This window comes from Paenibacillus sp. ACRSA, from assembly GCF_022346845.1.
GTDB lineage: Bacteria > Bacillota > Bacilli > Paenibacillales > Paenibacillaceae > Paenibacillus.
In genome coordinates this window covers 54,729-79,472 of sequence record NZ_JAKRNP010000004.1, presented here as the reverse complement: position 1 = coordinate 79,472, position 24,744 = coordinate 54,729, and the positions used below count along the sequence as shown (strand labels likewise).

The following is a 24,744-nucleotide window of genomic DNA, read 5'->3' as shown; positions in this document are numbered from 1 at the left end:
TTATTAATCTGGTATATACGGAAGATCCAGTGTCTGCGGAACGTTGATGACATGCTTTTCGGTATAAGTACGGATGCCTTCCGCGCCGTATTCACGGCCAATACCGGATTGCTTAACTCCACCGAATGGGAATCGAACGTCGAGCCCCTGTACAGCAGCTGTATTGATCATGGTCGTTCCAGCTTCGAGTTGACGTGCGACGGAGATGGCATCCTCTTCTTTCCCCCACACAGAACTCGTCAACCCATATATGCTCTCATTGTGTAGATGAACAACCTGCTCTTCATCGTCAAATGGCAGAATCGGAACCGTAGGACCGAACTGTTCCTCCACGACAATCGGGTCATGAACATCGCAACCCAAAACAAGCGTAGGTTGGAGGTAGTAACCTTGTTCAAACAGCTTCTGATCGAGAATTTGGCCGAGAGGGATGACCTTAGCCCCGCGCTTTTGCGCATCTTCAACCAAACCAAGCACGTAGTTTTTCTGCTTAAGGTTATTCAACGGGCCTACCGTCGTATTAGAATCAAACGGATCCCCGATTCGGATCCAGCGATTTGCCGCCTCTATATATTTTTCCACAAATTCATCATAAATCGAACGGTGTACATATACACGTTTGGCAATCATACAGATCTGGCCTGCTGTCAAAAAATTAGAAATGACAATCCGGCGCATTGCTCGCTCATCATGAACATCAAAGCTTTCCAAGAAGATAGCCGCATCATTACCACCAAGCTCCAGCGTCATATCCTTAATCGTTTCCGAAGCAGCTTTGATAATATGTTTCGCTGTTGCGGTTCCACCTGTAAAGGTGATTTTAGACACAAGAGGATGACTAGTCAGCTCTGCTCCCACATCCGCATCCCCATAAACGACATTGATTACACCAGCCGGGAACTCACTCGCGATAATCTCTGCCACTTTCGCCGCCGCCAGTGGTGCAAATGGACTTGGTTTAAGCACAATCGTGTTGCCCGCAAGTAAGGCAGGAGCGATCTTAATCGTAGATAACGCGATAGGGTAGTTCCAAGGACTAATTGCTGCCACCACACCCATTGGATCATAGGAAAGAATCGTCTTACCATGGTCATGCTCTTGGATCTCTTCTTGTAGAGCCGATGTAGCTTCATTACAAGCAAACTCCATCCACATTAACGCAACATAAATCTCACCATGTGCATCATACAGGGGCTTGCCATGCTCTCTGGACAACAGATGAACAATTTCATTCTCAGCTACTCTAATCTTCTCAATCGCCTTGCGCATCCTGACAATGCGTTCATCAATGGAGGTTTGCTTCCATGTTTGAAAAGCCCCTGCCGCCGCTTCAATCGCTTCAACTGCTTGTTCTTTCGTAGTGACAGGGAAATAACCTACGATCTCCGTTGGGTTTGTCGGGTTCTCTTTTGCTAACTGTGAAAGGGATTTTACATTTTGACCATTAATGAACGCTTCAACGATAACTGTCTCTTGGTCTGCTTGAATTGCCATTTTACATCCCCTCCGTTATTTAGATGGATTACTTCCAAACTTCTTCTGCAATTTCTTTCACATAACGAAGTTTCCGCCATTGTTGTTCTTCCGTTAGAATATTGCCTTCTTCCGTAGACGAAAAGCCACATTGTGGGCTCAGACAAAGTTGCTCAAGGGGTACATAGGTTGCCGCCTCTGCGATTCGAGCTTTAATTTGTTCTTTGTCCTCTAACTCGCCTGTTTTCGATGTCAGTAAACCAAGCACAATTTTCAAATCTTTACGATTCACATATTTTAATGGCTCGAAACTACCTGAACGCTCATCATCAAATTCCAAAAATAATCCATCTACGTTTAAACCGCCAAAGATAACTTTAGACGCGTAATCATAACCACCAGTTGAGAAATAATTGGATTTATAGTTACCCCGACAAATATGCATCGTCACCGCTAAATCTGCCGGTTTATGAGCCAACGTTTCGTTAATCATGCGCTGCATCGTTTTCAACTCTTCGGCCGGTTCGAGGCCTTTAGCACGAAGCTTGTCGTGACCAGCTTCTGAGAACAGATCTGCCCAAGCGGTATCATCTAATTGCAGGTATCGACATCCCGCATCATAGAAGGCTTGAATAGCTTTTTGATACGCCACAATCGTATCCTGAAGGAATTGCTCTCGATCCGTATAACTATTAGCGCCATTCTCCAATCGATACAGAAGCATATTCGGACTTGGAATGGTTTGTTTGGCTACCGCGTCACCTGCATGCTTTTTCAAAAACTTAAAATCCTCAACAAAGGCATGGCTTGAGAAATCAACCTTACCAACAACGCGAATCCCGCCTTTGCGAGTCTGCATGTTATGGAATTTAGGCCCATCAATCTCCTCATACAGCTCTACTCCATCCAATCCGCCCAGAAAATCAAAGTGCCACCAGCTTCTGCGGAATTCACCATCCGTAACTGCAAATACACCATTTTCCTTTTGCTTCTCAATAATTCGAATAATCTCTTGATCTTCCACAGCTCTTAATTCTTCATATGTGATGTTGCCTAATTTATATTGTTCACGCGCCTGGCTTAAGTTTGCAGGACGTAGAAAGCTACCTACATGATCATTACGAAATGGTATCATAAAAAAATCTCCTTCTTACTTTTAGTTTCCTGAGTATAGCATGATCGAAATAATTACATGTTATATGAAAAACGCATGACTGGTCATAGCTTTTAACAATAGCAAAGAGTCCCCGAACAGCAAAAAATCCACCACCTCATAGGGTAGTGAATTTATAGGGTGGAGCGAAGTGTTATGTATATAATGATAATTCATTATGTTTACCCTCGGATCTTTCAAGGTATTTTAAATGCATCCATTATTCATGTTGTTTTTCCTGGCTCTGTCTGCAATGTACAAAGCCCTGTCATTTGACGAGGCTGGAAACAGCCGGGCTTATGTTTGAGGAATTCATTACAGTTTTATTCCGTTGATGTATAAGCTGATAAATAGGTGAAACATATAAACGCATATATATCAAAAAAAGGCTGCTTTGAATTTGACTTCAGAGCAGCCTTGGTCTAGAGCTTTACTTGTTTTTTTGTTCCAGCATTTTTAAGAGTACCGATACCGCCTCTGCTCTTGTCGTTTTATCTCCTGGAGCAAATTGGTTCGCGCCTTTGCCTTCAATGATACCCAGATTTTTTATAATGGCCACTGCGCCCCGCGCCCAGTCCGGAATGTCTTGATCATCTGCAAAACCAGATGTCTCCGTTGTTCTGTCCGTCAGGCCCAAGGCCTTTGCAATCATCGTAGCCATTTCTGCACGAGTGATCTCCGCATTCGGACGGAAGGAGCCGTCTTCATAACCAGTAATAATCCCCGCGTTCACCGCCTGGGCGATCGATTGCTGCGCCCAGGCGCCGATCAAGGCCTTGTCTGTGAACGCCAAGGCGGCGCCAGCTCCTTGCGGGCCCAATGCATTCATCAGCATGACCGCAAATTCCGCGCGTGTCACGGTGCGGCCTGGCTTGAAAGTGTGGTCCGGATAGCCGCCCACGATGCCCGCACTTACCGCTTGCTTGATCCGGGCTTCTGCCCAGTGTCCGGTAATATCGCTAAAACTCACTTTCGTTGTGTCTTCCGTTGTGGGAAGGGGCGCATCGGCCACTGCAAATACGGCGAATTTGGTGAAGTGGTCAACCTCTACGGTAATGCTGTTGCCGCTCACTGTGCCGCCGACCCTCACCCATTCCTTCTTAGCTTCCTCATAATAGAAGACGACCGGCTTTTCATTGTCCTTCAAGCTGCTCAAGTCCAATGTGAATGAGATGCTGACCGGTTTGTCGAAATTCTCCACAACATTTTTTTGAATTTCGAATACCGGGCTAACCAGAGCATCCTTACTTGTGATTAACGTCTTTACATCCGAATCCGAGACCTTATCGATCGTTACGATTAACTCTCTGCTGGCAGCGCCAGCAGGAATGACGATCTTGATCTCATCGCTGTAGCTCACTTCTCCCGCTTGGCCTGCTGGTAGCGTCAAGCGCCCATCTGTGCCGGCCACCTTGGGGCCGATTGCTGGCGGGGGTGCCGTATATGAGCCGCCCCCAGGGGTGCTTGAGCCGCCATCACTATTCGTTTTAACCGTGATGCCTTCGCTGGCATCCGAGATGTTTCCCAGCCTATCAACAGCCTTAGCCGTATAAATATACTGCTTGGAAGCAGAAAGTCCGGTATCGACAAACGTACTTTCAGTTGTTTCTACAAGGAGTATCCCGTCACGGTAGATCCTATACTTAGCCACACCCGAATCGTCGTTCGCGGCAAGATGAAGAGTAATCGAGTGTGTCGTTTTTGCGCCCGATGTGATGATGACCTGATCCGGTGCGGTTGTGTCCGCAAGCACACCGTAGGTGGAGAAATGGTTGACTGTCGTCTTAGCGCCGTGGTCCGTTACTTGAGAAGGACGATATTCCCATTTGCCTGTAGACTCGTTGTAATAATAAATAGCAAGCTTACTCCGATCTGCACTCTCGTCATACCCCAGGGTAATCTGTACCGGTTGAGTAATGGTCATGCCTTCAAATTGGAAATCGATCACTTGTCCGGCTTTAGCCAGCTTAATCTCCCCGGAAGGAACAGCGTCCGAATTCCTTACCGTCAATATCGCCCCTTCGGGAATCACCAGTCCGTCAGGCAGCTCGATGACAAGGCCGCCCGGGAATGCCAATGTACGAACCGAAGGATCTAATGGCATCGGTTCTCCCAGAATACCTTCTCGCGTGATGGTGACCACGTATGTCGTGTGTGAGCCATCATGCGCCGTCACTGTAATCTGAACCGTGTTTGGCCCGACGATCAAGCTTGAAGCATTGTAGGTATATTTATTACCCGTTACCGAATCGTAGTCCGCCCCCGTCACCTTCAGGGATTGGGTTGCATCCTCTGTATTTAGAAAAAGGCTAAGATTAGTAACCGAATGCTCAACCCGCACAGCATAATTCGTCTGCGTTGGAGAGAATTGGAGCACCCCATGCTCCAATGACAGGCCGGACAATAAAGCGTTCGCTGACACCCATTGAGCATACAAGGTAACATGCTGAGTGCCCATAAGGAAATTCATCTCACGTGCATAGCTAATGCCGCTTCCATCTGCCGCTGTATTCCAACCTGCAAACGTATAGCCCGTCTTCTCCAGATTGCCGTTATTGCCGGATACCGATACCGTATCGCCTTCCTCATACGAGCCGCTGTCGGTCGGTACGCTTCCTCCGGTACTGCCATTGTCGTTATACGTCACCTTATAGGTCAGGTTCGGTATCCATTTGGCATAGAGCGTCAGATCGGACGAGCTCATACTGAACGCAACGCCAGGAGCATAGTCTGTTCCCGACCCATCCGCTTGCGTATTCCATCCTGCAAACGTATAATGCGGCTTCATCAAAGTGACCGTATCACTGTATACGTGGACAGTTTCTCCTGGCGCATAAGACTTGCTGTCCGTTGGTGCGCTCCCGCCAATATTCCCGTTCCCGTCATAGGTCACGAACTTTTGTATGGCCTGCAAATAGGGATATCCGTTATTATGCGATGGGCTTATCCCCCACCTGCTTGTAAAGTCCCAATTTGAATCCTCATAAGTACTCTGTGTCTTCATCTCCGTGCTTGACCGGCCAATACCTTTGTCTACATCCGATTGCCCTGTCGTACCCGAGTCATAGAAGCTGTTGCTGATCGGTCCACTGCTATTATTACCTATCAAACCGCCGATATTGCTCCCGCTTCCTGTTACACCCCCTGCCGCATAGCTATAGTTGATTTCTCCACCGTTGTTGCCCACCAAGCCGCCTATATTATTGCCGTTTCCTGTTACGTTTCCTACTGCATAGCCGTAACTGATCTCGCCAAAATTGCTGCCCACCAAACCACCTACATTATTGCTGTTGCCTGTTATATGAGCTGTTGCGAAGCTGTTATTCACGGTTCCATAGTAATTGTAGCCAATCATACCACCTACCATAGTACCTGTTCCCTTTACACTTCCAGATACAGAGCTGTTGCTTATCCCACCGCCATCGATACGGCCAGCCAAGCCGCCTACATATTGTCTGCCTGTAACATTTACATTTTCCAGAATCACATTGGAAACACTTGCATCATAGGTTATGTAACCAAACAGTCCGGCGTAATTATCATTCGGTCTATTGATCGTTAAACCTGTGATTTTGTGTCCATTGCCATCTATATGCCCCCTGAATCGGCCATGAACCCCCTCGCCGATTGGCAACCATGCTTCGCCATAGCTGCTCAAATCAATATCCGCCGCCAGCTTGAAATACAGATCGGGATCCAAATAATTCCTGACCGTATTCAGCTCCTCAGCGGTTGTAATCTGATAAGGATCACTTGCCGTGCCCGTTCCAACGTCTAACGTCTTGATCCATTTCACGTAAAGCGTCACATCGGACGTGATCACGCCTTCAGCGTCTGCGCTATAGTCCACCCCAAGTCCGTCCGCCTGCGTATTCCAGCCCCCGAATGTGTAGCCTGACCTCACCAGACTTCCGTTATTGGAAGAAATCGAGGCCTTGATGCCGTTATAGGAGCTGCTATTAGCGGGTACGTCTCCTCCGGTGCTGCCGTTGCCGTCATACACCACGGTATACTTAGGGTGTACGGTAACTGTAGTGGTCGTTTCGCTAGCAGGATGGGTGTCATCTCCTGAATAGGCAGCGGTAATCGTGTGTGTACCGATCGCCAGATCGGATGTGGTAAAGCTGGCGCTGGACGTGGCGCTTAAGAGCTCTCCCCATCCCACCGTGACCGTCATGTTATCTTGACCCCAGAAGGTAAATGTCTGAGCAGCCGCATCCATCTTAATGTCCGATAAATACCGTGCGCCTGGCTTTTCCAATTGGTGAATCATCATCCCGGATGCGTCGTAAGTAACAATGTTCATCGCAATGCGATTATCCCCAAAACTGTAAGCCCGGAAGGTGTATTCCCCCCATTGTATAAGAGGGCAAGAAGAACCGCAGGCCGTAGTCGTAATCAATGGCTCGGCCGTAGTTAGTCCAACTGACATAAGATCCTGATTACCATCCCTAATGGTAACTGTCCCGCTGGGAGTCCTGCCACCGATGATCGGATCGAGTGCAGTAACGTTAAAGGTTACCTCCTCCCCAAAAGTGGAGTCTATGGACGTTGTTGAAATCTTCAGTGTCGCCGTCCCCTGATCTTGAGCTTGAGCGCTCCCCGAATAAACGTTGAAGATGATTGCCAAAGCGAGGATGACCGCAACTATCTTTTTCAGGGTTACCGTTTCCAGACTAGTATTCACTCGTAGTTTCTCCTTTGTTATATATGTAATTGAAAAGAATGATTCATAGCATTCCAGATGCCCATCAGACATAATAGGGGTACTATACCAATAGTATCGGCTTCAGTTTAAGAGTAGATTAAGAGAAGCAAAAAAAAGACTGCGTAACGCTCACAGCCGTATCTGCTGGAGGAGTTCCCAAAAAAATCAAGACCTAAGAAAAGGAGACTTATTCTCAGGTTTACATTGTGCCAGCAATTCTTCCAATGTCGGCTTTATCTTATATAGGTATTATGATGAGTGTATGATCATCCCTTACAACTAATTCCACTTCGGAGCCTTGACTTATCGCAATTCTTTTTGCGATCTGGCTTGAAATACGAATGCCCAGACTGTTTCCCCATTCTGAACGGTGGTCGACATGGAGAGTCCTCCCTCTTTTTAATAACTCTTTCTAATTTTACCACTCCTCCAACACCTTTTGTGAAAATAACGAAACTTCGCCGCCCTACTTGTGGTACGGTTCATTACGATTTATCTTCACCGCACGATAAATCTGCTCCACCAGCACCAGCCGCATAAGCTGATGCGGCAGTGTCATGCGCCCGAAGCTCAAGCGCTGCTTCGCGCGGCGCAGCACCTCATCGGAGAGCCCATGGCTGCCTCCGATGACAAAAACGACATGGCTCGTCCCATACGTGCCGAGCTTGTCGATCTCCATAGCCAGCTCCTCGGAACTCCAGAGCTGGCCATCGAGTGCGAGCGCGACAACATGCGCCTCGCTCTTCACATGCGCGAGGATGCGTTCGCCCTCGCGCTCCTTCACCGCCCGTACCTCAGCTTCGCTCAGGGTATCGGGCGCTTTCTCGTCTGCGACCTCGATCATCTGAAACTTGATGTACGGGGCGAGCCGCTTGGCATATTCCTGAATGCCGAGCGTTAAATATTTTTCCTTCAATTTGCCTACGCCAATAATTTGAATCAACATAAATATCCATTCCTCCTAAATGTCCTGCAAAAAAATCTATAAGTAAGATGCATCAGTGCATCGTTCAATCTACTGTTTCAGTTACACGTTATATCTTCGCATCCGCATAATTTAACGAACCCCAGACACCTTATTCAGCCCAATTTAGCCTCTTTTAAAATCTAACGAATCTCACACATGTTATCACAGTAGAAACAAGCGTTTCCCAACACTTAAAGGTCATTTCAATTAAATAGCGTGCCTACGATTCGTTAGATTTCAACCAGGAAGCAATATCACCATATAAGAGGTCTCAGGTTCGTTAGAGCTCTAAAGCTACTGCACAGCTACTACAATACTAATGCAAAGTTACCACCATATTACAACACACAACGCTATCGCTCGCACGCCACAATTCCCACCTCACATAGGCTTCCCTTACGCGGCTGAGCACCCTATTACTATTACCTCAACTCATAGTTAATCCGTAAGGCGCTAGCCACCTTCCACGACCAACTCGTTAAGGCACATGTCAGGCAGGACACGCATTTAGTGTAATCAGGTTTCCTTATCTCCACCCCATCACTCCAACGCCCCATCTTCCCCTACCAAAAAAGCAAAAAGAGCGCTCAACACGCTCTCTTCGCTCCTTGCTGTGATGTTCATACCGGATGGAAAGTGAGTTCCAGCGGAGAAGTACCACCTATGTGACGCCTTCTGCCGCCTTCAATTCCTACAGTACGCTAAACGACAAGAAATTCCGCATGCTGCTCGCACTCAGCGCACTTCGCAGGCGGATCCCAGTCGGCAAATTCCGTCTCCTTCAAATCCACGATATCTGGAGCGTCCTCATACTCATCGACAAACTTGTCGATCGCAATGTCCACGTGTTCTTTGCATACAACGTACATCCGTTCAAGCATCCTTTCTGTAACCAGCTATGCTCCCGATTCACAACCGCTTATCCATATAGGATAGCCACTTCTCTGTTCTATCACACCTGGGACGTAAAAGAAACCCCTTATAGAATATTCCCGCAGAGATCGGTTGAAAATACATAACTAGAATGAATCATTCAGAGTCAGGACGGATGCTCGCCCACTACACCTAAGCAAAAAAAACAACATCCATTCCCTCAACTAAAGGGACAGATGTTGCTCTTAATCTCATTGCTTATAACATTTATAAACAGCACTAATCAATGTACAAGCACATTTTAGCTCTCCATATCCACTAGACCCTACTTCATTTCTTAAATTACCGCGCTCTTGCAACTACTTATGGCCAAGAAATTTCACCTTTGATTACCTGTGCACTCGTTTCCAGATCGCCTGTATTTGTAAAGTCTGGATAAGCTTTTTCCATTGCGGCAACCAGCTCTTTGGAATCTTTCGCTTTCTCTGCCTCTGCTTCAAACTTCGCAATATAATCACGAGTGAACGTCACACTAGATAGATCGCCAGCACTCGTGCCCAAATAATGTCCTGGAATGACTTTCTCCGGATTCAGCGCAGTGATTTTGTCCAACAATCCACGCCATTCCTCTCGGCTCTCTGGTGTCTGGTTGTCCGCAATCCAGACATGAGCATTCTCATACACAGGAACACCGCCAAGAACCGTTTTATTGGATGGAATCCACAGAACGGTATGGGACGGATCTGGCCCGTCCAGACCAATAATCTGTACAGGTTCACCATCTACCGTAAATTGATCTGCATCCAGAACATCAGGCACAATCTGTGCTGTTGGTGCATTTTCCTTCAGAATTGGGTTCCAGTAATCATTCTTCACTTGGATTGTTTCCTTAATGCCTTCCACTGTTCCCGGCGTTGCGACAATCTTCACATCTGGGAATGCTTCACGAATGACCGACAGACCGAAGTAATAATCTGGATCTTTATGGCTGATAAATACGGTCGTAAGTTTCTTACCTGTATCCTTAATCATTTTCACCAGTTGCTCCGCATCATTCTTCTGGAACTGGGCATCGACGAGCACCACCTCAGTAGGCCCTTCAATCAGGTTAGAGGAAACACCAAAAATACTTTTCTCCCCTGGATTAAATGTAGTCACTTTAAGCTCAGCCGTTGATGTATTTGCTTCATCGCCCGTTGTATTGTTCGCACCTGCCGCGTTGGACGAGGTGTCTGTCGTACTTTCCGTTTTACTTGCGGTACTTGTACAAGCGCTCAAGATTAACATGATACTGAGGAGTAGCATGACTCCAATGGATGATTTTTTACGAAACACTTTATTCATCTTCCTCTCATAATACTGTCGCCAGTTAGATTAATAAGGCGCAGTGCAGTATGTTTTTAATTTTGGTTTTTGCATTTTTGGTTAAACGTCTTATCTTACGCTTTTTGGGTTTGCTTTTTGGTTACCCTTTTTGGATATTACATTTTGATCTAGCTTTTGCTCCTACGATGTCTACAATTCAAATCTTGACTTCACAATTAACATTGAACGACGGAAATAGTCCGATTCATAACACACATCGCAATACACACAACGCTCTCTTACTTTGATCAAACAAGACCCCTTCCCACTTTTATGTAACTACTGTAGTTACAACTTTTAATATGTGACTATTATAGTTACAACTTAAACTGCATGTCAAGGACTTATCTCTACATTTTTTTAAAAATCTAAAGTTTTAGCTCTTCTCTAGCAAGCATCTTTCACTCCAATAGGTGCACCCAAATCAACCGAAGGCACTACTCTCACCGGAAGTTGTATAACCCAAACTCTTGGATACTCTCATTCTGACAGCCTACTTTTAAGAAATAAATCCCACACCATACTCATCGAAAACATCACAAAAAAACCAACCAGAATATTCTGATTGGTTCTCTTTATAAACCTATTTTCTATTATTGCAGCCCAGATTGAGCCTTTGTCAGCAATTTGCCACTTTGAAAAGCAATAACCGCATTCGCTCCCGTATCCCCGGTACCCTTATAGTTATAGACCACCATATTTTCAGCTTCACTCAATGCTTCGCCTTCGCCGCCGAGGATCGCGATTACTTCCTCCACCGTCATGCCCACCTCAAGCTTCTCGTACTGTGCAAAGGTAATGAGTATCCCATCGCCCTTTCCGGCCGATCCATTATTGGCAGGTGCGCCTGTAGCTGTTCCTCCAGCGTCCTTTACCGCAATAACAGTCGTATTAAGCTCATTCAGCTTTTTCTCCAGCTCTGCAATCTTATTATCCTGCTCCCCGCTCTTCTGAACCTGCTCCGCAAGCCGCTGCTCTAGACCTGCAATCTTATCCTCCAACCCATTTGTATCTACAGCCCCAGGTGTAGCTTCCTTGGAAGTACATGCAGATAAGAAAGTCAGCGACACAAGTAGAGCCGTTCCCCCCAGCATTCCTTTCATTGTACGTTTCATGATTGAATAACCCCTCTTCTATGATTTAGAACATCCAGATCGTCAAAGACCTGTTACTTGCACACCGTGCATTACGGACACATTGACAACAGTTTATCATAGCAAAGGTCTAATGTAACTGAGTCTTAGGCTCTGATCCTGTCCGATCATTTGTCAAAAGAATAACCTCTGTCCCGGAATGTTGAACCATTTCGACAGCAAAAATGACGATAGACAGCCAAATATTTATCATAATCCAAATTAATAAAAATTTTGCTAAGCTGCTATTCAGAACATTGCGCGAACCTTGGTAACGTATAGTTCCTATCATGTTAAAAAAGAGCTGATCAGCCACCTGACCAGCTCTTTCTATTATTCCCTAACACAATCTCACCATAGCATATGTTGGATATATGTTTTACTCCGGTTTATCCGACAGCTTCACCGATACCTTCTCGGCTTTGCCGTCCCGATAAAAGGTTACCTCAATCGTATCGCCGATTTTCTTCTTATCGTACAGATACTTACGAAGATCAAGCGTAGAGGTAATCTTTTGCCCGTCAAATTCAGTAATGACATCGTTGAGCTTCATACCTGCTTCCGATGCAGGCCCCGATGCTTCGAGCACGACCACACCGCTATCTACATGGGATGGTAGTTTTAGATCCTTCCGCTGCTCGTCATCCAACGGAGCATAAGGATTGCTCAGATCGACAGTGTACACACCCAGGTATGGACGAGATACTTTACCGTGTAGCAATAGCGAATCGACAGTCTTCATTACTTCGTTCATCGGAATCGCAAATCCAAGACCTTCAACGCCCGTATCCGATATCTTCATCGTGTTAATGCCGACCACTTTGCCGTTCAGGTCAACCAGTGCGCCGCCGCTGTTACCTTCGTTGATCGCCGCATCTGTCTGAATCACGTTCTGCTCCCAGTCGTACACGCCATCCTGATTAATCGACACGGGTAGAATGCGATCGGTATAACTCACAATCCCGGATGTCAGTGTACCACCCAGACCGAGCGGATTACCAATGGCAAGTACGGTCTGACCTCGTTTAAGCTTACTGGAATCGCCAATCTCCGCTACAGCTCCCAGCCCTTTATCCTCTGTCGACAGCACCGCAATGTCACTCACCCGATCTTTTCCAACCAGCTTTGCTTTATGTGTCTCGCCGTCCACCGTTACAATCTCAAGATCACTCGCGCCTTCCACCACATGGTGATTAGTCATAATGTAGGCTGTGCCCTCTTCCTTCTTGAAAATGACACCTGATCCTAGCGCTGAGTCCTCCATAGATAGGCTGCTGCCCGTTTTATGATTCACAATGCTCACTACAGAAGGACGCACCTTCTCAGCTGCCTGAATAATCCGGTCGTACGGATCAACCGCTTGAGCAGAGGGCGCACCGCCACCTGAACCATTGCCTATTGCAGCATTGGATAACGGTACAGATGCTGGCTGCATGATGAAACTGAACAGGGTAACGGTAACGATGGAGCTGATCACAGAACTGATCACGGCTACTTTGACCGTGGAGCTAATACCCGAACGCGATCTGCGCGGATTCTGCCACCGATCACGCCCTCCTGGGCGGAGAATCTGAAGTTTGCCCTTCTGCACAGGTTCGGCGCGTCTTGAAACTTTAGTTGAATAAAAATCGTCTCCGAACAATCCCATCGTGATCCTCTCCCCTTCGTTGTCACGCATCAAGATCCTGACTGCCGCCTGATCATTGTCGCATGGGACGTCGATGGTGTTCTCACATACCCCACTCCGCCGACAGATGAGCTTCCGATCGCTGTTACCCCTAGATTTCTTGTGCCCTTTGTTTAAAGGTGAAATCCGGGGATGAAGGCGAGTCAATGCTCCCGATACAGCTTCCTTTCAGAAAGCTCTGAGCTACGCTTCTCCAGCTTCGTTCTGTGTCCTCCATTACGTGCGTGGCGTAAATACCAGCTCTTTCCCCATGCTTTTTTGCATTTCCCAAAATCATTTTTTTGCATATCGCCGCACTCCCAAGTACACGAAATGAAGCGTCTATGTACAACAGAATGGGTCTCCCACTCTGCCAGTGACTCTATCAATCACGCTCTCGCATTTTTTTGATATGCCAATACACTCACCAGTTCGCTCACATTCCAGCCTATTTCCAAGTGCTCCTTATATACTAAACACGCTAAATCTGAAAAAGTTGCATAAATACGAAGAATATCGCAAATTTCCGCTAATTTGCAGCTAACGATAAAGGTTCATACTATATCTATCACCACAAAATCCAGTTCGCTAAGCGCATATTTACCCTTTCAGGCAAACTTTTTCTATTCCGATAAGCTACTGTTTCAGCATACATGCCTTCTTCTTTCATTTATAGCGGCAAAAAGAGGAATGTTTTCCAACCAGCCTGACTACAATAATAGTAAAAAGGTTGTTCTAAAGAAGAATTCGAAGGTTCATAGAAGGAGGATTTACTTATGGAACGCACACGTACACTCACAGCCATGGAAGAGGTTCATATGGCGGCCAAGCTGGCCGATCTCAAAGAAGAGCATTACCGCAATACATTAGCCCTAAGCACCATCATTGAGCTACTCGTGGACAAAGGCATCTTAACCCGCGAGGAAGTAGAGCGCAAAGCCGCTGAGCTAGACAGCTTTATGGCTCACCCACCCTATCCCATGGTGTAGGACGGTCATAATACGTATCACAGAGTTTGAACTCATGATCCCGATAGAAGCATCCACGACTCTCCATCGCATCGCGCACGGTCATTTTCGCCAGATCCATCATATTATGATCCCGGCTGAGATGTGCAAGATACGTGCGCTTGATGCGTCCGTTCATCAATTCACTGAGTGCTGCCCCTGCTGCTTCATTCGACAAATGCCCGATATCGCTTAAGATTCGGCGCTTGGTATTCCAAGGATAACGTCCCATCCGCAACAATTCGACATCATGATTCGATTCGAGCACGAGCACGTCAGAATTCGAGATGGCATCCCGAACCTTGTCGCTCATATAGCCTAGATCGGTCGCAACAGACAGCTTTTCACTGCCATCATCGAACGTGTACCCTACAGGTTCTGCTGCATCGTGCGAGATACCGAAGGATTCCACGCGGAGCGAGCCAAAATCATGCTTTTCACCCGTTTCAAATAACCGCCGGTTCTCCTCTGGAATTGCCCCAACCGACTTCTCCAGCGCCGCCCACGTATTTGTGTTTGCGTAGATTGGTAAATTATATTTCCGAGACATCGCGCCTAGTCCTTTAATGTGATCGGAATGTTCATGTGTGACCAGAATGCCGTCCAGCTCTGTTCCTGCGATCTCCCGTTCCTGAAACAGTGCATCCAGCCGCTTCGCACTGAGGCCTGCATCAATCATAAGTGACGTGCCTCCATGCTGTATGACTGTGGCGTTTCCTGTAGAACCACTAGACAATACGGTAAAATAAATCCCCATAACTCATTACTCCCCTGGTTTATCTGTCTTGGGACTGAATACATCCCCACTGATGCCCTGCACGTACAACACTTCGCCACTTTCCAGCACGAATCGCCATGCCGGCATCGCAACTTGTAGATCTGAATTGAACAACTGGCCGTAATAGCCAAGTTGAATATCTTTGACAATAGAATCATTAGGCAAAAAGTTCTCGATCAGCGTACCCAGCGCCTTCGACGCAGGAAGCACCTGCTGCTCGCTCTCCTCCGCTGTCGTAATCTTCACCGGAGTCTGAAGGTAACCTGTGATCTTCTGATCGCTGTAGAATAGCTCCAGACTGACATTGAAGAGCGGCCATTTCCCATCCACCAATGGGTGAAGGACAAATGCCCCATCCTCCGCCATCAGTTGATCCAGCCGGTACGTGCCAATCTGCGGAATTTCACCTTGCAGCGCATCCTCCAGCTCACTTTGTGAGAAGATTAGCTTGCTGTCTACAGGCTGTTCCAGTTCAACACGGATACCTGCCTCGTCCTCCTCTATGAATTCATAGGACAGTTTCGGTAGCTTCGGTGTTTCATTAGGGATAGGAGCGAGCACCTGAATCCCCTTCTCTTCCATCGCCTGCTGTGTATTATCGGCCAGCGAGGTGAAGTCCAGATTGGCTCCGGCCGTCTCCCGTGCATCCATCCAGATCTGATATCCCAACACTAGATTCAGTAACAGAAAGGCATAGATTAATACATTTTTCGCCCGTCCCCAATCCAAAACATTCACCCCCACTGGTTAACTGAATAAAATACTCAATTACTAACGAACTCCACGCATCTTATTAGCTCCATTTTCCGCAAGTTTCTAATCTAACGAACCTGAGAGACGTTATTTCTAGCATGTATAGACTTTCTATCGCTTTTCACCGGTACTCTACAACAATAGCATCGCTGAGATTCGTTAGATTTTGCTCCTATGCTGATTCCGCCATTTAAGGTGTGTCAGATTCGTTAGCTCTCTGCTCCACCCTACGAACCATCAAGAAACCGTCGTTTCCTCCCCATTGCCGAAGCGAATCACCCATACCGGGATCAGCTTGAGGCCATCCTCAATCGCAGACGGTCGATACGCTGGATATACATCTACAACCTCACGATTCGCACCAGCTACCTTCTGTATGAGTGCCTTCAGCTTGTCCCCGCCAGGCAGCTTGACCGATTGTTTCGTCTCCGTTCCTTCGTTCAGATACTCCAATGAACGCTCATAGCTGGATACGGTCTCCTGCCGCATTTCCATGTTGATCGTACCGAAACGGAATTGCATCGAGTCCATAATCGGAAAGCTACCGTAATACTGCTGGAACTGAAGCTGTGTTTTGTTATCCGCTGTCTCCAGCATCAGACGTGACCGTCCTTTCCAGCCCCCATGCTGATTGACAAAATCCACCGCAGATAAGGCGTCTTTGGCCGCATCGATCTGTCCCGCAGGTGGTGCAGCTGGATCGGTGTAACTAATCCATCGCTGATCCTGCTTCACTTGCAAACTCCGCTTACTATCCGTGTAGATCTCTGACCCATCCTTTTCCCGAATATTCCGGGTCATACTAGGGTCGAAGAACAAGCTGCGCTGCATCTGCTCTACCGTAAACTGGCTTGTTGGCATACTCGCTTCAATCGTCTCAATAGCTTCGGACGGAATATAGTAGCGACCATCCATCAGCGTATAAGGCGTCCAGTTGCTGCCGAAGTCCACATGCTGCTGCACATCCTGTACCGTTAGGTCAGCCTGCGTAGCCTCGTAAACGACATCTCCCTTGGCGCTGAAGAATAGTGCATGCGCCTTCGTTTCATTTTTGGCGGTATAGATTGAAATTCGGTTAATCGTCTCTCCTTGGAAGAGGGAATCCGTGCCTAGTCGCATCACGCGCTGTAACAAAGCCACTGGAATACCCTCCTTGAAGGAGAGCTCAAAGCCAGGGTTGTCCTTTCGAATCTGATCCCAGTTCACAGACTGCACACTACGCCGCTGAAAATCATCAAACGTTCGTCCCTGCAGCCGTGAGAAGATCAATTGATAGAACGTATTGCCTGGGTAAAACACAGTATGTTTATCCTCACCTAGATGAATAATCATCTGATCCGGAAAAATTAATTCCTCAATGTTACGCTCTTGACCCATATTCTCGGTCTTTACATAGTTCGTTTCAGATGTCACAACCGAATCTCCACCGCCTGGTAGACGGTAAATTAGAAAGTAACTCTGAACTAAGCTGGCAACAACGAGTGTGGTAAGCACCAGTGATTTAATCCGTTCCTTCACGGTGCTCACCTCCTTCATCACGCATCGGCAATGTGAATGTTACGGTCGTGCCAACGTCCAGCTCCGATTCAAGCGTTATACTGCCATCATGTGCTTTTACAATTTCCCGGGCAATGGATAGTCCAAGCCCTGTTCCGCCCATACTACGCGAACGAGCCTTATCTACACGGTAAAACCGTTCAAATATACGATCCAAATCCCGCTGTGGTATACCCATTCCCGTATCCGTTACCGAGATTGCGAGCGTCTGATCATTCGTTTTCCGTGCTGCCATCGTGATCGTACCACCCTCAAGTGTGTACTTCAGCGCATTGGACACAACATTATCGAGCACCTGATCAATCTGATCCCGATCCAGCGGTACCGCGGGAAGGTCCCGTTCCACTGATAACACAGGCTGAATGTCCTTTTGATGCATCTGGAATGAGAATCGATCCGTCACTTCCTCCAGCATCTCCAAAATATCTGTAGGTTGTTTCCGCAGAAGAGCCTCTTTGGAATCCAGTCTGGAGAGGTGCAGCAGATCCGTAACCAGGCGGATCATTCGCTCTGTCTCATTCTGGATCACGCCTACGAAGCGACCAGCGAGCTGTGGATCTTCCAGGGCACCATCATCAAGTGCCTCGGCATAACTCTTAATGGTGGTCAGCGGCGTACGTAGCTCATGGGATACATTCGCCACGAATTCACGCCGGGATGCTTCTAGCTCTTCTTGTTCCGTGACATCCTGGAGAACCGCAATCGTTCCGGTAATCCCTAACTCACGCCTGTGAACAGGCGTGAACGTCATACGAATAACAACAGGCTCCTCCTGACCTGCAGGAGCAATCTGCAACAGAGTTGAACCTGTGAAGCCACTCGCCAGTGCTTCCGCATCCTCAGGATCGATACCGAGCAATACAGCGAAGTGCCTGCCCTCAATATCTGCCGGACGCATTCCCAGAATGCTACTTGCACGGCGATTGACTAGAATGACTTTGCCATACTCGTCTGTCGCAACTACACCGTCACTCATGTTAGTCAGAATAGAGGTCAGCTTCTCTTTCTCCTCTTCATTCTGAGAGAGTGCGTCACGCAGACGGCTGGTCATATAGTTAAATGCCCGGCTGAGCTGGCCGATCTCATCCGTGCCGAATACAGGGGTCTGTTGGTCAAAGTTCCCTTCAGCCACCGCTGTTGCCCGCCTTGTCACTTCCTTAATTGGTTGTGTAATCGTATGAGATAGAATGACGCCGAGCACCGCTGTTAACACAAGGGCAATAAGAATGCCCGAAATGAAAATTTTGTTAATGCCCTCCATAGTGGCATATAACTCATTCATCGATGCAGCAATATATACCGCGCCAATGATCTTGCCGCCGGATAATACCGGCTTAGCAACCACCTTTTTCCGGACATTGTCCTCGTCAACAATATATTCCTCATTGTCTCGAATGCCCTGCAACGCACGGCTGACAACGGTCTGTGTATTTTTACGCCCAACATAGTCTGAATGAGAGCTTAGTGAGGTGGTCAGCACCTTACCACTGGCGTCCAACACTTGAATCTCTGCCCCGTTAATGTTGAACAGATTGTTCACCAGTACGCGCAGATTTTCCGTTTTGTCTTCGCCAGCCTCCACTTCGCCGCCAGCCATCGTCTCTCCCACCAGCACCGACAGCATCTCCGCTCTCGCTTGTAGATCCTCGGTGAAGTTACTAGTTAGAGAATTCTTCATCGCACTGACAAAATAAACGCCAATCAATTGCATCGCAATGAGAATCAGCAGTACATATATAATAATTAGCTTCGCCTGAATCGTTCGGAAGAACGAAAATCGCGAGAATCGCCCCATTATATCCCCACGCTTTTGGGACTACGCACCAGATAACCTAATCCACGGCGCGTCAGAATCGTCTCCGGTTTGCTCGGATTCTCCTCAATCTTCTCGCGCAGACGACGGATCGTTACATCCACAGTACGCACATCCCCGAAATATTCATATCCCCATACGGCCTGTAACAGATGTTCCCGTGTCATCACCTTGCCTGAATGCTTAGCCATGTAATAGAGAAGTTCATATTCACGGTGGGTCAGATCCAGTGGCTCTCCGCCTTTGTACGCTGTATACATGTCCATATCAAACACCAAGTCAAACAGCCGCATGACCTGTTTCTCATCCTCTTGTGCTTCCGTCGTAGTCGCAGGCTTCTGCCTTCTACGCATCTGCGCCTTCACCCGTGCAAGCAGCTCTCTCGTGCTGAAAGGCTTCGTTACATAATCATCCGCACCCAGCTCCAAGCCAAGCACCTTATCAATCTCGCCGTCCTTCGCAGTCAGCATGATGATTGGCATTTCCAGATGTGCACGTACCTCACGGCATACATCCATTCCATCCTTGCCTGGTAACATCAGATCGAGTAGCATGAGATCTGGTTTCTCGGCTAACGCCAGTTCGACAGCGCGAATTCCATCGAAAGCGCAGATGACCTCATATCCCTCTTTTTCCAAATTAAACTTCAGAATGTCTGCAATAGGCTGTTCATCGTCCACCACCAAAATCTTCCCTTGCATCGACTGTATTCACCCCTGTATCCTGCTTGATCCGCATATGCGGTCTGTCTCTTTATATAAGTTGTTCTGTCATCATTGGTAGTTATGATCTTAGTTGTCCATCTTAGCTGTCTATCTATTAGGTTGAATATATATAGTTTATCATACCTGAACCAGTGTCACATCCCGATTGGCAATTGATCGGCGACAAAATGATATTTTTTTACATATTTGAAGCGCGCCATAGAAAAAAGGCCAGCCTAAGCTGACCTTCATGACAAGAAAAACCCACATTTTGATACAAGCATATCGCGGAATTTTCCTTTTATATAATTACTAGTTCAAATATGTCATTGGATTCTCTGCCGTACCATTCTTAATAATCTCGAAGTGCAGATGCGTTCCTGTCGAGCGTCCAGTATTACCCATTACACCGATGCTCTCGCCCTTTTCGACGATCTGTCCAACTTTAACACCAATGCTGTTCAGATGTCCGTATAATGTTTCGTACCCGTTACGATGGTTAATGATAATAACATTGCCATAACCGCTCTTCTGTCCAGCAAACGTCACTACACCTTCATCCGAGGATTTCACATCCCGGTTCCCAACAAGGTCTACACCTTTGTGCTGACGACCCCAACGTTCACCGAAGCTGCTGCTCATTGTTGCGCCGGAGACAGGCCATGCGAACTCGCCCGTACCTTCGCCGACTACTTTCGTACCGCTAAGAACGACTTCGGTCACTGCTGACTTAACCACTTCCTGACCTAACCATTCCTCTTGAACAACTTCGCCATTTTCTTTCGTGATCCGATATTGCATATTTTTCAAGCCGCTTTGACCTGGACGTACCACTTTGGTTATCCCTGCTTTTAGCTCAGCACTTTTACGTACTTCAACCTGTGGTTTGATCTCAATCTGCTCAACAACTTGTTCGACTGATTTCACAGTAACCGCCGGTTTGGGAACGGTAAGTGTCAGCTCGTCTCCAATTTGCATAGACGTTTCTTTAATGCCAGGGTTATTTTTACGAATCTCACTTTGTGTGAGCTCGTATTTGGCAGCGATGGAAGAGATGGTATCTCCTTCTCGTACCACATAGGTTACAGGCGCGTCTTTACCGACCGTCAATGCTTTAACCGCCTCAGAAACATCCCATATTTTGTTTGGATCTGCCTTAACTGCATCCGTCTCCACATCTTCTTTGATATCTACGGATTTCAACGTTGTACTCGGCCCTTCAGCTTTCTTCGAAGAGTTCGCCGATACCGACTTCGTCTTGAGCGAGCTACGCACAGCCGATGCCGATATGTATTTGCTTTGCACTTGCTCAAGAATCGCATCTGCTGTTGCTTGATCCTTCACAATGCCGATTACTTCACCGTTGACCTTCAGCTCCACGCCTTTAGCGTAAGCCGTAAGCATATCGTCGAGTTTATTCAGTGTTTCATAACTGTTAATCTCCGGTTTGTATGCTTTTACCGTTTCGGTGGTAATACCGTCCGTATTAAGTACCATTTCCGCTTGTGGATATTTATTTTGGTATTCCTCTGTTTTGTCTGCAAATAGCTGCTGTAATTGCGCTTCGTCTGTAATGCTGCCGATAGCCTGTCCTTTGACGATTACGTTATAATATGGAACCGTGTTGGCTGCAACATACTGTTTCCCTGCAAATCCGATCGATGCAGCAATAAACAATCCACATGCTGTCGTGATGATCCATTTGCGCGAAGCTTGAACGCGCTTCTGTTTAACACTGAAGTTGGACATGCTCATGTTGTTTTTGTCTTCGGCCGTCCGGTGTTCCCCGGATTGTTCGTGTTCCCGGTTTTTGCCCGGTTGGCGTATGCCTCTGAAACCTTTCATGATTCTCTCCTTTTCAGCACTTCTAGGCTCGCATTTCTGTCAAGACATCACCCATCGTGTGTGTCTCATGTTTGTTGATCTATCTATCTGGGTGTCCGCAAATCAGGACTTTAGCTGCGCACGTAAAAGTGTCAAAATTTTAACCTTTTGTCGCACCCGTATACTTTAACACAGGTTTTACACTCTTTTCAACTGTAGCCATCACAGCGCAAAGCCGCGCCCCGCTTGGTTTTCCTGTATTATCCATACGGTGGCAGGTCTTTCGGGCTTCATTCTTCCCCTTAATATTAAGAAAACTATGTACTTCTAATCAAGTTTTATGACTAGGTTCTAAGACCCACCGAAATATGACTTCTCTTTCATAAAAACACAACCTGAAAATCCCTCGCCAGAGGAACTCTGATAAGGGATTTTGTATCGTAACCTGCTATAGGATGCCTTAATATCACAGCTAGTTATGCCAAGTAATTTCTTCCACGACTCCATTGGATATCGTCTTTATATGAAACACTGCTTTCGGTTGCGTTACTAGGGCAGTCGCCCTGTTGCATTTCTTATATATGCCAGTAAGATTCGCAGAAATACCGCGAGTATCTCAGACCGGAAGAGGAACATTCCTCGCCCTACCCTACTGTTCACTCTGCTTGCAGTACTTCCATTAAGTTATCATATTCTTCGCTGGTCAGATACTTTGAGATTACCTGCTCTATCTCACGTAATTCCTGCTCCGTCAATCCACCCTCCATAGCACCGGAAATTTGTTGCATTTCCTTCTGGGGTAACTTAGCCATCAATAAGCTGAAGATTTTCTCCTTATCCTCCAGCGGCAATTTATCCTTCACACCTGTGATGTCATCTGGGGATACAACAATTGCATCATTACCTGTCGGTGCAGTTCCATTAGAACTTCCACCTGTCCCATTGCCAGAAGCAACACCTTCTTCTGTACTATCTGCCGAACCACCTGTCGTTCCACCTACGTCTGCACTTACATCTGAATCTGGCTCATTTCCTCCACTCTCACCAGAATTAGAATTAGGCGATGCATTCGGTTGGTCGCCACCCAGAGACACCTCTGTATCACGCCCTGCGCTCTCTGGATCTCCACCTGTTCCATTTCCCATTACAGAAGTGGCATTCTCCGGCACCTGTTCTTCTTCTGCTCCTGTAGGCTGATCTGGTGGTTCAATCTCTGTCTTCTGGTCCTCTCCAGATTTTCCACCGATCATGCCTTGAAACATAGCTGCCAACCCTAAAGGCTGACCCTCCCACTGAATATTAAAACTTGCAAGCAGCGATTTAGCATAAGACTGTACAATTAGTCCGGTCGTCAGCAAGGTCAGTGCACTGACCAACACAACGGTAAGCACCATTTTTACAAACCATTGAAGCAGCTTCATTTCCGATCTCTCCCTCCAATTTCCCACCCGTTCATCTTGCTTCACTTCGGGTCTATCACTCTACTGTTAATCAGTATTGACGGAAATTAGAGGAATATAATCGGTTCTCATCATTATGAATTGTTGTGTATACGAAAAAAACCTCGGTGACCGCTAAAGTAGCGACCACTGAGGCTTTAATAATGCTTATTCGTAAATTGGAAGTACTTGATTCGTTTGTTCACGGTTACGACCAACAGAGAAGATCGCGATTGGAATACCCGTCAACTCAGATACACGTTTTACATAGTTCTGTGTGTTTACAGGCAGATCCTCAAGCTTCTTCGCTCCAGTGATATCCTCACTCCAGCCTGGCATTTCTTCATATACCGCTTCACATTCTGCCAGCATTTTGAGGCTTGCTGGGTAGTGAGTAATAACCTCACCGCGGAATTTGTAACCTGTGCAGATTTTAACAGTGTCTAGACCTGTCATAACGTCCAGTGAGTTCAAGGACAGACCTGTAATACCGCTAACACGACGAGCGTGGCGAACGACAACGCTATCGAACCAACCTACACGACGCGGACGTCCAGTTACCGTACCGTACTCATGTCCAGTCTCACGAATTTGGTCACCAATCGCATCATGCAGCTCCGTTGGGAATGGGCCATCTCCTACACGCGTTGTGTATGCCTTAGCTACCCCAATCACTTGCTGAATGCGGGCTGGGCCTACACCAGAACCGATACATACGCCGCCTGCGGATGGATTGGATGAAGTTACGAACGGATACGTCCCTTGATCCAGATCGAGCATCACGCCTTGTGCGCCTTCAAATAATACTTTTTTGTCCTCATCGATATATTCATTGAGCACAACAGATGTATCACGTACGTAAGGACGCAGGATCTCTGCGTATCCCAGGTAATCTTTCAGAATCTCTTCCACATCGACAGGTTGACCGTTGTACACCTGCTCGATGATGCGGTTTTTCTCTTTAACCAGATGACGCAGTTTCAGTTCAAAATCTTCCGCATCAAGCAGGTCAACCATCCGAATACCAATCCGAGCTGATTTGTCCATGTAAGCTGGGCCAATACCTTTACCAGTTGTACCAATTTTGTTTGGACCTTTGCTCTCTTCTTCCAGTGCATCCAATACCATGTGGTATGGCAGGATGACATGAGCACGTTCACTGATGGACAGGTTCTTCGTTGTGAAGTCATTATCATGAATATAATTAATTTCTTCAATTAGTGCCTTCGGGTTAATCACCATACCGTTACCGATTACACACGCTTTGTCCGTGTAGAAGATACCCGATGGAATCATCGTTAGTTTATATTTTTTGTTGTCGATCAGAATCGTGTGCCCTGCATTGTTACCACCTTGATAACGTGCAACCACGTCTGCCGTTTCTGCTAAATAGTCCGTAATCTTACCTTTACCTTCGTCTCCCCATTGCGTTCCCACTACAACTACCGTTGACATAGTACATACCTCCGTGGGTGCCTTGCGCACCTTTGTATTGGTCTGTCCGTCCTCTATCTCGGCAGGAATTTAAGTG

The 24,744-nt window shown here is 47.0% G+C and carries 19 protein-coding genes; 1 reads left to right on the top strand and 18 read right to left on the bottom strand.

What is annotated here, in order from left to right:
- Positions 1–3: 3 nt before the first annotated feature.
- The 10 genes from MH215_RS13870 to MH215_RS13825 form a co-directional block, all read right to left on the bottom strand.
- A complete protein-coding gene (locus MH215_RS13870) occupies positions 4–1,494 on the bottom strand; it encodes an aldehyde dehydrogenase family protein (protein ID WP_239290904.1) in 1,491 nt (496 codons plus the stop codon).
- A 28-nt stretch (positions 1,495–1,522) separates the two neighbouring features.
- Entirely contained in the window at positions 1,523–2,608 is a 1,086-nt protein-coding gene (locus tag MH215_RS13865; protein ID WP_239290903.1) for a 5-methyltetrahydropteroyltriglutamate--homocysteine S-methyltransferase, read from the bottom strand.
- 448 nt (positions 2,609–3,056) lie between these two features.
- Positions 3,057–7,313: an S-layer homology domain-containing protein gene (locus tag MH215_RS13860; RefSeq protein WP_239290902.1), complete on the bottom strand. Its 4,257-nt coding sequence runs from the start codon at positions 7,311–7,313 to the stop codon at positions 3,057–3,059.
- Between the two features lie 259 nt (positions 7,314–7,572).
- Positions 7,573–7,641 carry a hypothetical protein gene (locus MH215_RS29230; protein ID WP_239291341.1) on the bottom strand — a complete coding sequence of 23 codons (69 nt, stop codon included), beginning with the start codon at positions 7,639–7,641 and terminating at the stop codon, positions 7,573–7,575.
- Positions 7,642–7,800: 159 nt separating this feature from the next.
- A complete protein-coding gene (rlmH, locus tag MH215_RS13850) occupies positions 7,801–8,280 on the bottom strand; it encodes a 23S rRNA (pseudouridine(1915)-N(3))-methyltransferase RlmH (RefSeq protein ID WP_053781980.1) in 480 nt (159 codons plus the stop codon).
- Between the two features lie 722 nt (positions 8,281–9,002).
- Positions 9,003–9,170, bottom strand: coding sequence for a CxxH/CxxC protein (locus MH215_RS13845; RefSeq protein ID WP_082560598.1), 168 nt, complete (start codon positions 9,168–9,170; stop codon positions 9,003–9,005).
- Between the two features lie 367 nt (positions 9,171–9,537).
- The gene (locus tag MH215_RS13840) at positions 9,538–10,509 is read right to left on the bottom strand and encodes an MBL fold metallo-hydrolase (RefSeq protein ID WP_481857443.1); all 972 of its coding nucleotides are present in this window, start codon (positions 10,507–10,509) and stop codon (positions 9,538–9,540) included.
- Between the two features lie 623 nt (positions 10,510–11,132).
- Positions 11,133–11,654, bottom strand: a complete 522-nt coding sequence (locus tag MH215_RS13835) for a hypothetical protein (protein WP_239290898.1) — start codon at positions 11,652–11,654, stop codon at positions 11,133–11,135.
- A gap of 397 nt (positions 11,655–12,051) precedes the next feature.
- The gene (locus MH215_RS13830) at positions 12,052–13,320 is read right to left on the bottom strand and encodes a S1C family serine protease (protein ID WP_145045076.1); all 1,269 of its coding nucleotides are present in this window, start codon (positions 13,318–13,320) and stop codon (positions 12,052–12,054) included.
- Positions 13,321–13,502: 182 nt separating this feature from the next.
- Positions 13,503–13,646 carry a hypothetical protein gene (locus MH215_RS13825; protein ID WP_239290896.1) on the bottom strand — a complete coding sequence of 48 codons (144 nt, stop codon included), beginning with the start codon at positions 13,644–13,646 and terminating at the stop codon, positions 13,503–13,505.
- A gap of 468 nt (positions 13,647–14,114) precedes the next feature.
- Between MH215_RS13825 and MH215_RS13820 the strand changes: the two genes are divergently transcribed.
- A complete protein-coding gene (locus tag MH215_RS13820; RefSeq protein WP_056697491.1) occupies positions 14,115–14,327 on the top strand; it encodes a hypothetical protein in 213 nt (70 codons plus the stop codon).
- Here the strand turns inward: MH215_RS13820 and MH215_RS13815 are convergent.
- The 8 genes from MH215_RS13815 to MH215_RS13780 all read right to left on the bottom strand — a co-directional run bounded on the left by MH215_RS13815 (position 14,296) and on the right by MH215_RS13780 (position 24,668).
- Positions 14,296–15,102, bottom strand: coding sequence for an MBL fold metallo-hydrolase (locus tag MH215_RS13815; protein WP_239290894.1), 807 nt, complete (start codon positions 15,100–15,102; stop codon positions 14,296–14,298). The two genes, MH215_RS13820 and MH215_RS13815, sit on opposite strands and share 32 nt — an antisense overlap.
- A gap of 6 nt (positions 15,103–15,108) precedes the next feature.
- Positions 15,109–15,852: a two-component system regulatory protein YycI gene (gene yycI / locus MH215_RS13810; RefSeq protein ID WP_239290891.1), complete on the bottom strand. Its 744-nt coding sequence runs from the start codon at positions 15,850–15,852 to the stop codon at positions 15,109–15,111.
- Positions 15,853–16,113: 261 nt separating this feature from the next.
- Complete coding sequence (locus MH215_RS13805) at positions 16,114–17,394, bottom strand: YycH family regulatory protein (RefSeq protein ID WP_056697497.1); 1,281 nt, start codon at positions 17,392–17,394, stop codon at positions 16,114–16,116.
- On the bottom strand, positions 17,378–19,228 hold the full coding sequence (gene walK, locus MH215_RS13800) for a cell wall metabolism sensor histidine kinase WalK (RefSeq protein ID WP_239290889.1): 1,851 nt from the start codon (positions 19,226–19,228) through the stop codon (positions 17,378–17,380). The genes MH215_RS13805 and walK overlap by 17 nt, the downstream gene beginning before the upstream one ends.
- Positions 19,228–19,947, bottom strand: coding sequence for a response regulator YycF (gene yycF, locus MH215_RS13795; protein ID WP_239290887.1), 720 nt, complete (start codon positions 19,945–19,947; stop codon positions 19,228–19,230). The genes walK and yycF overlap by 1 nt, the downstream gene beginning before the upstream one ends.
- 315 nt (positions 19,948–20,262) lie before the next feature.
- Positions 20,263–21,795: a M23 family metallopeptidase gene (locus MH215_RS13790; protein ID WP_239290885.1), complete on the bottom strand. Its 1,533-nt coding sequence runs from the start codon at positions 21,793–21,795 to the stop codon at positions 20,263–20,265.
- Between the two features lie 635 nt (positions 21,796–22,430).
- Positions 22,431–23,195: a hypothetical protein gene (locus MH215_RS13785; RefSeq protein WP_239290883.1), complete on the bottom strand. Its 765-nt coding sequence runs from the start codon at positions 23,193–23,195 to the stop codon at positions 22,431–22,433.
- 186 nt (positions 23,196–23,381) lie between these two features.
- Positions 23,382–24,668, bottom strand: coding sequence for an adenylosuccinate synthase (locus MH215_RS13780; RefSeq protein ID WP_056697506.1), 1,287 nt, complete (start codon positions 24,666–24,668; stop codon positions 23,382–23,384).
- Positions 24,669–24,744 lie beyond the last annotated feature (76 nt).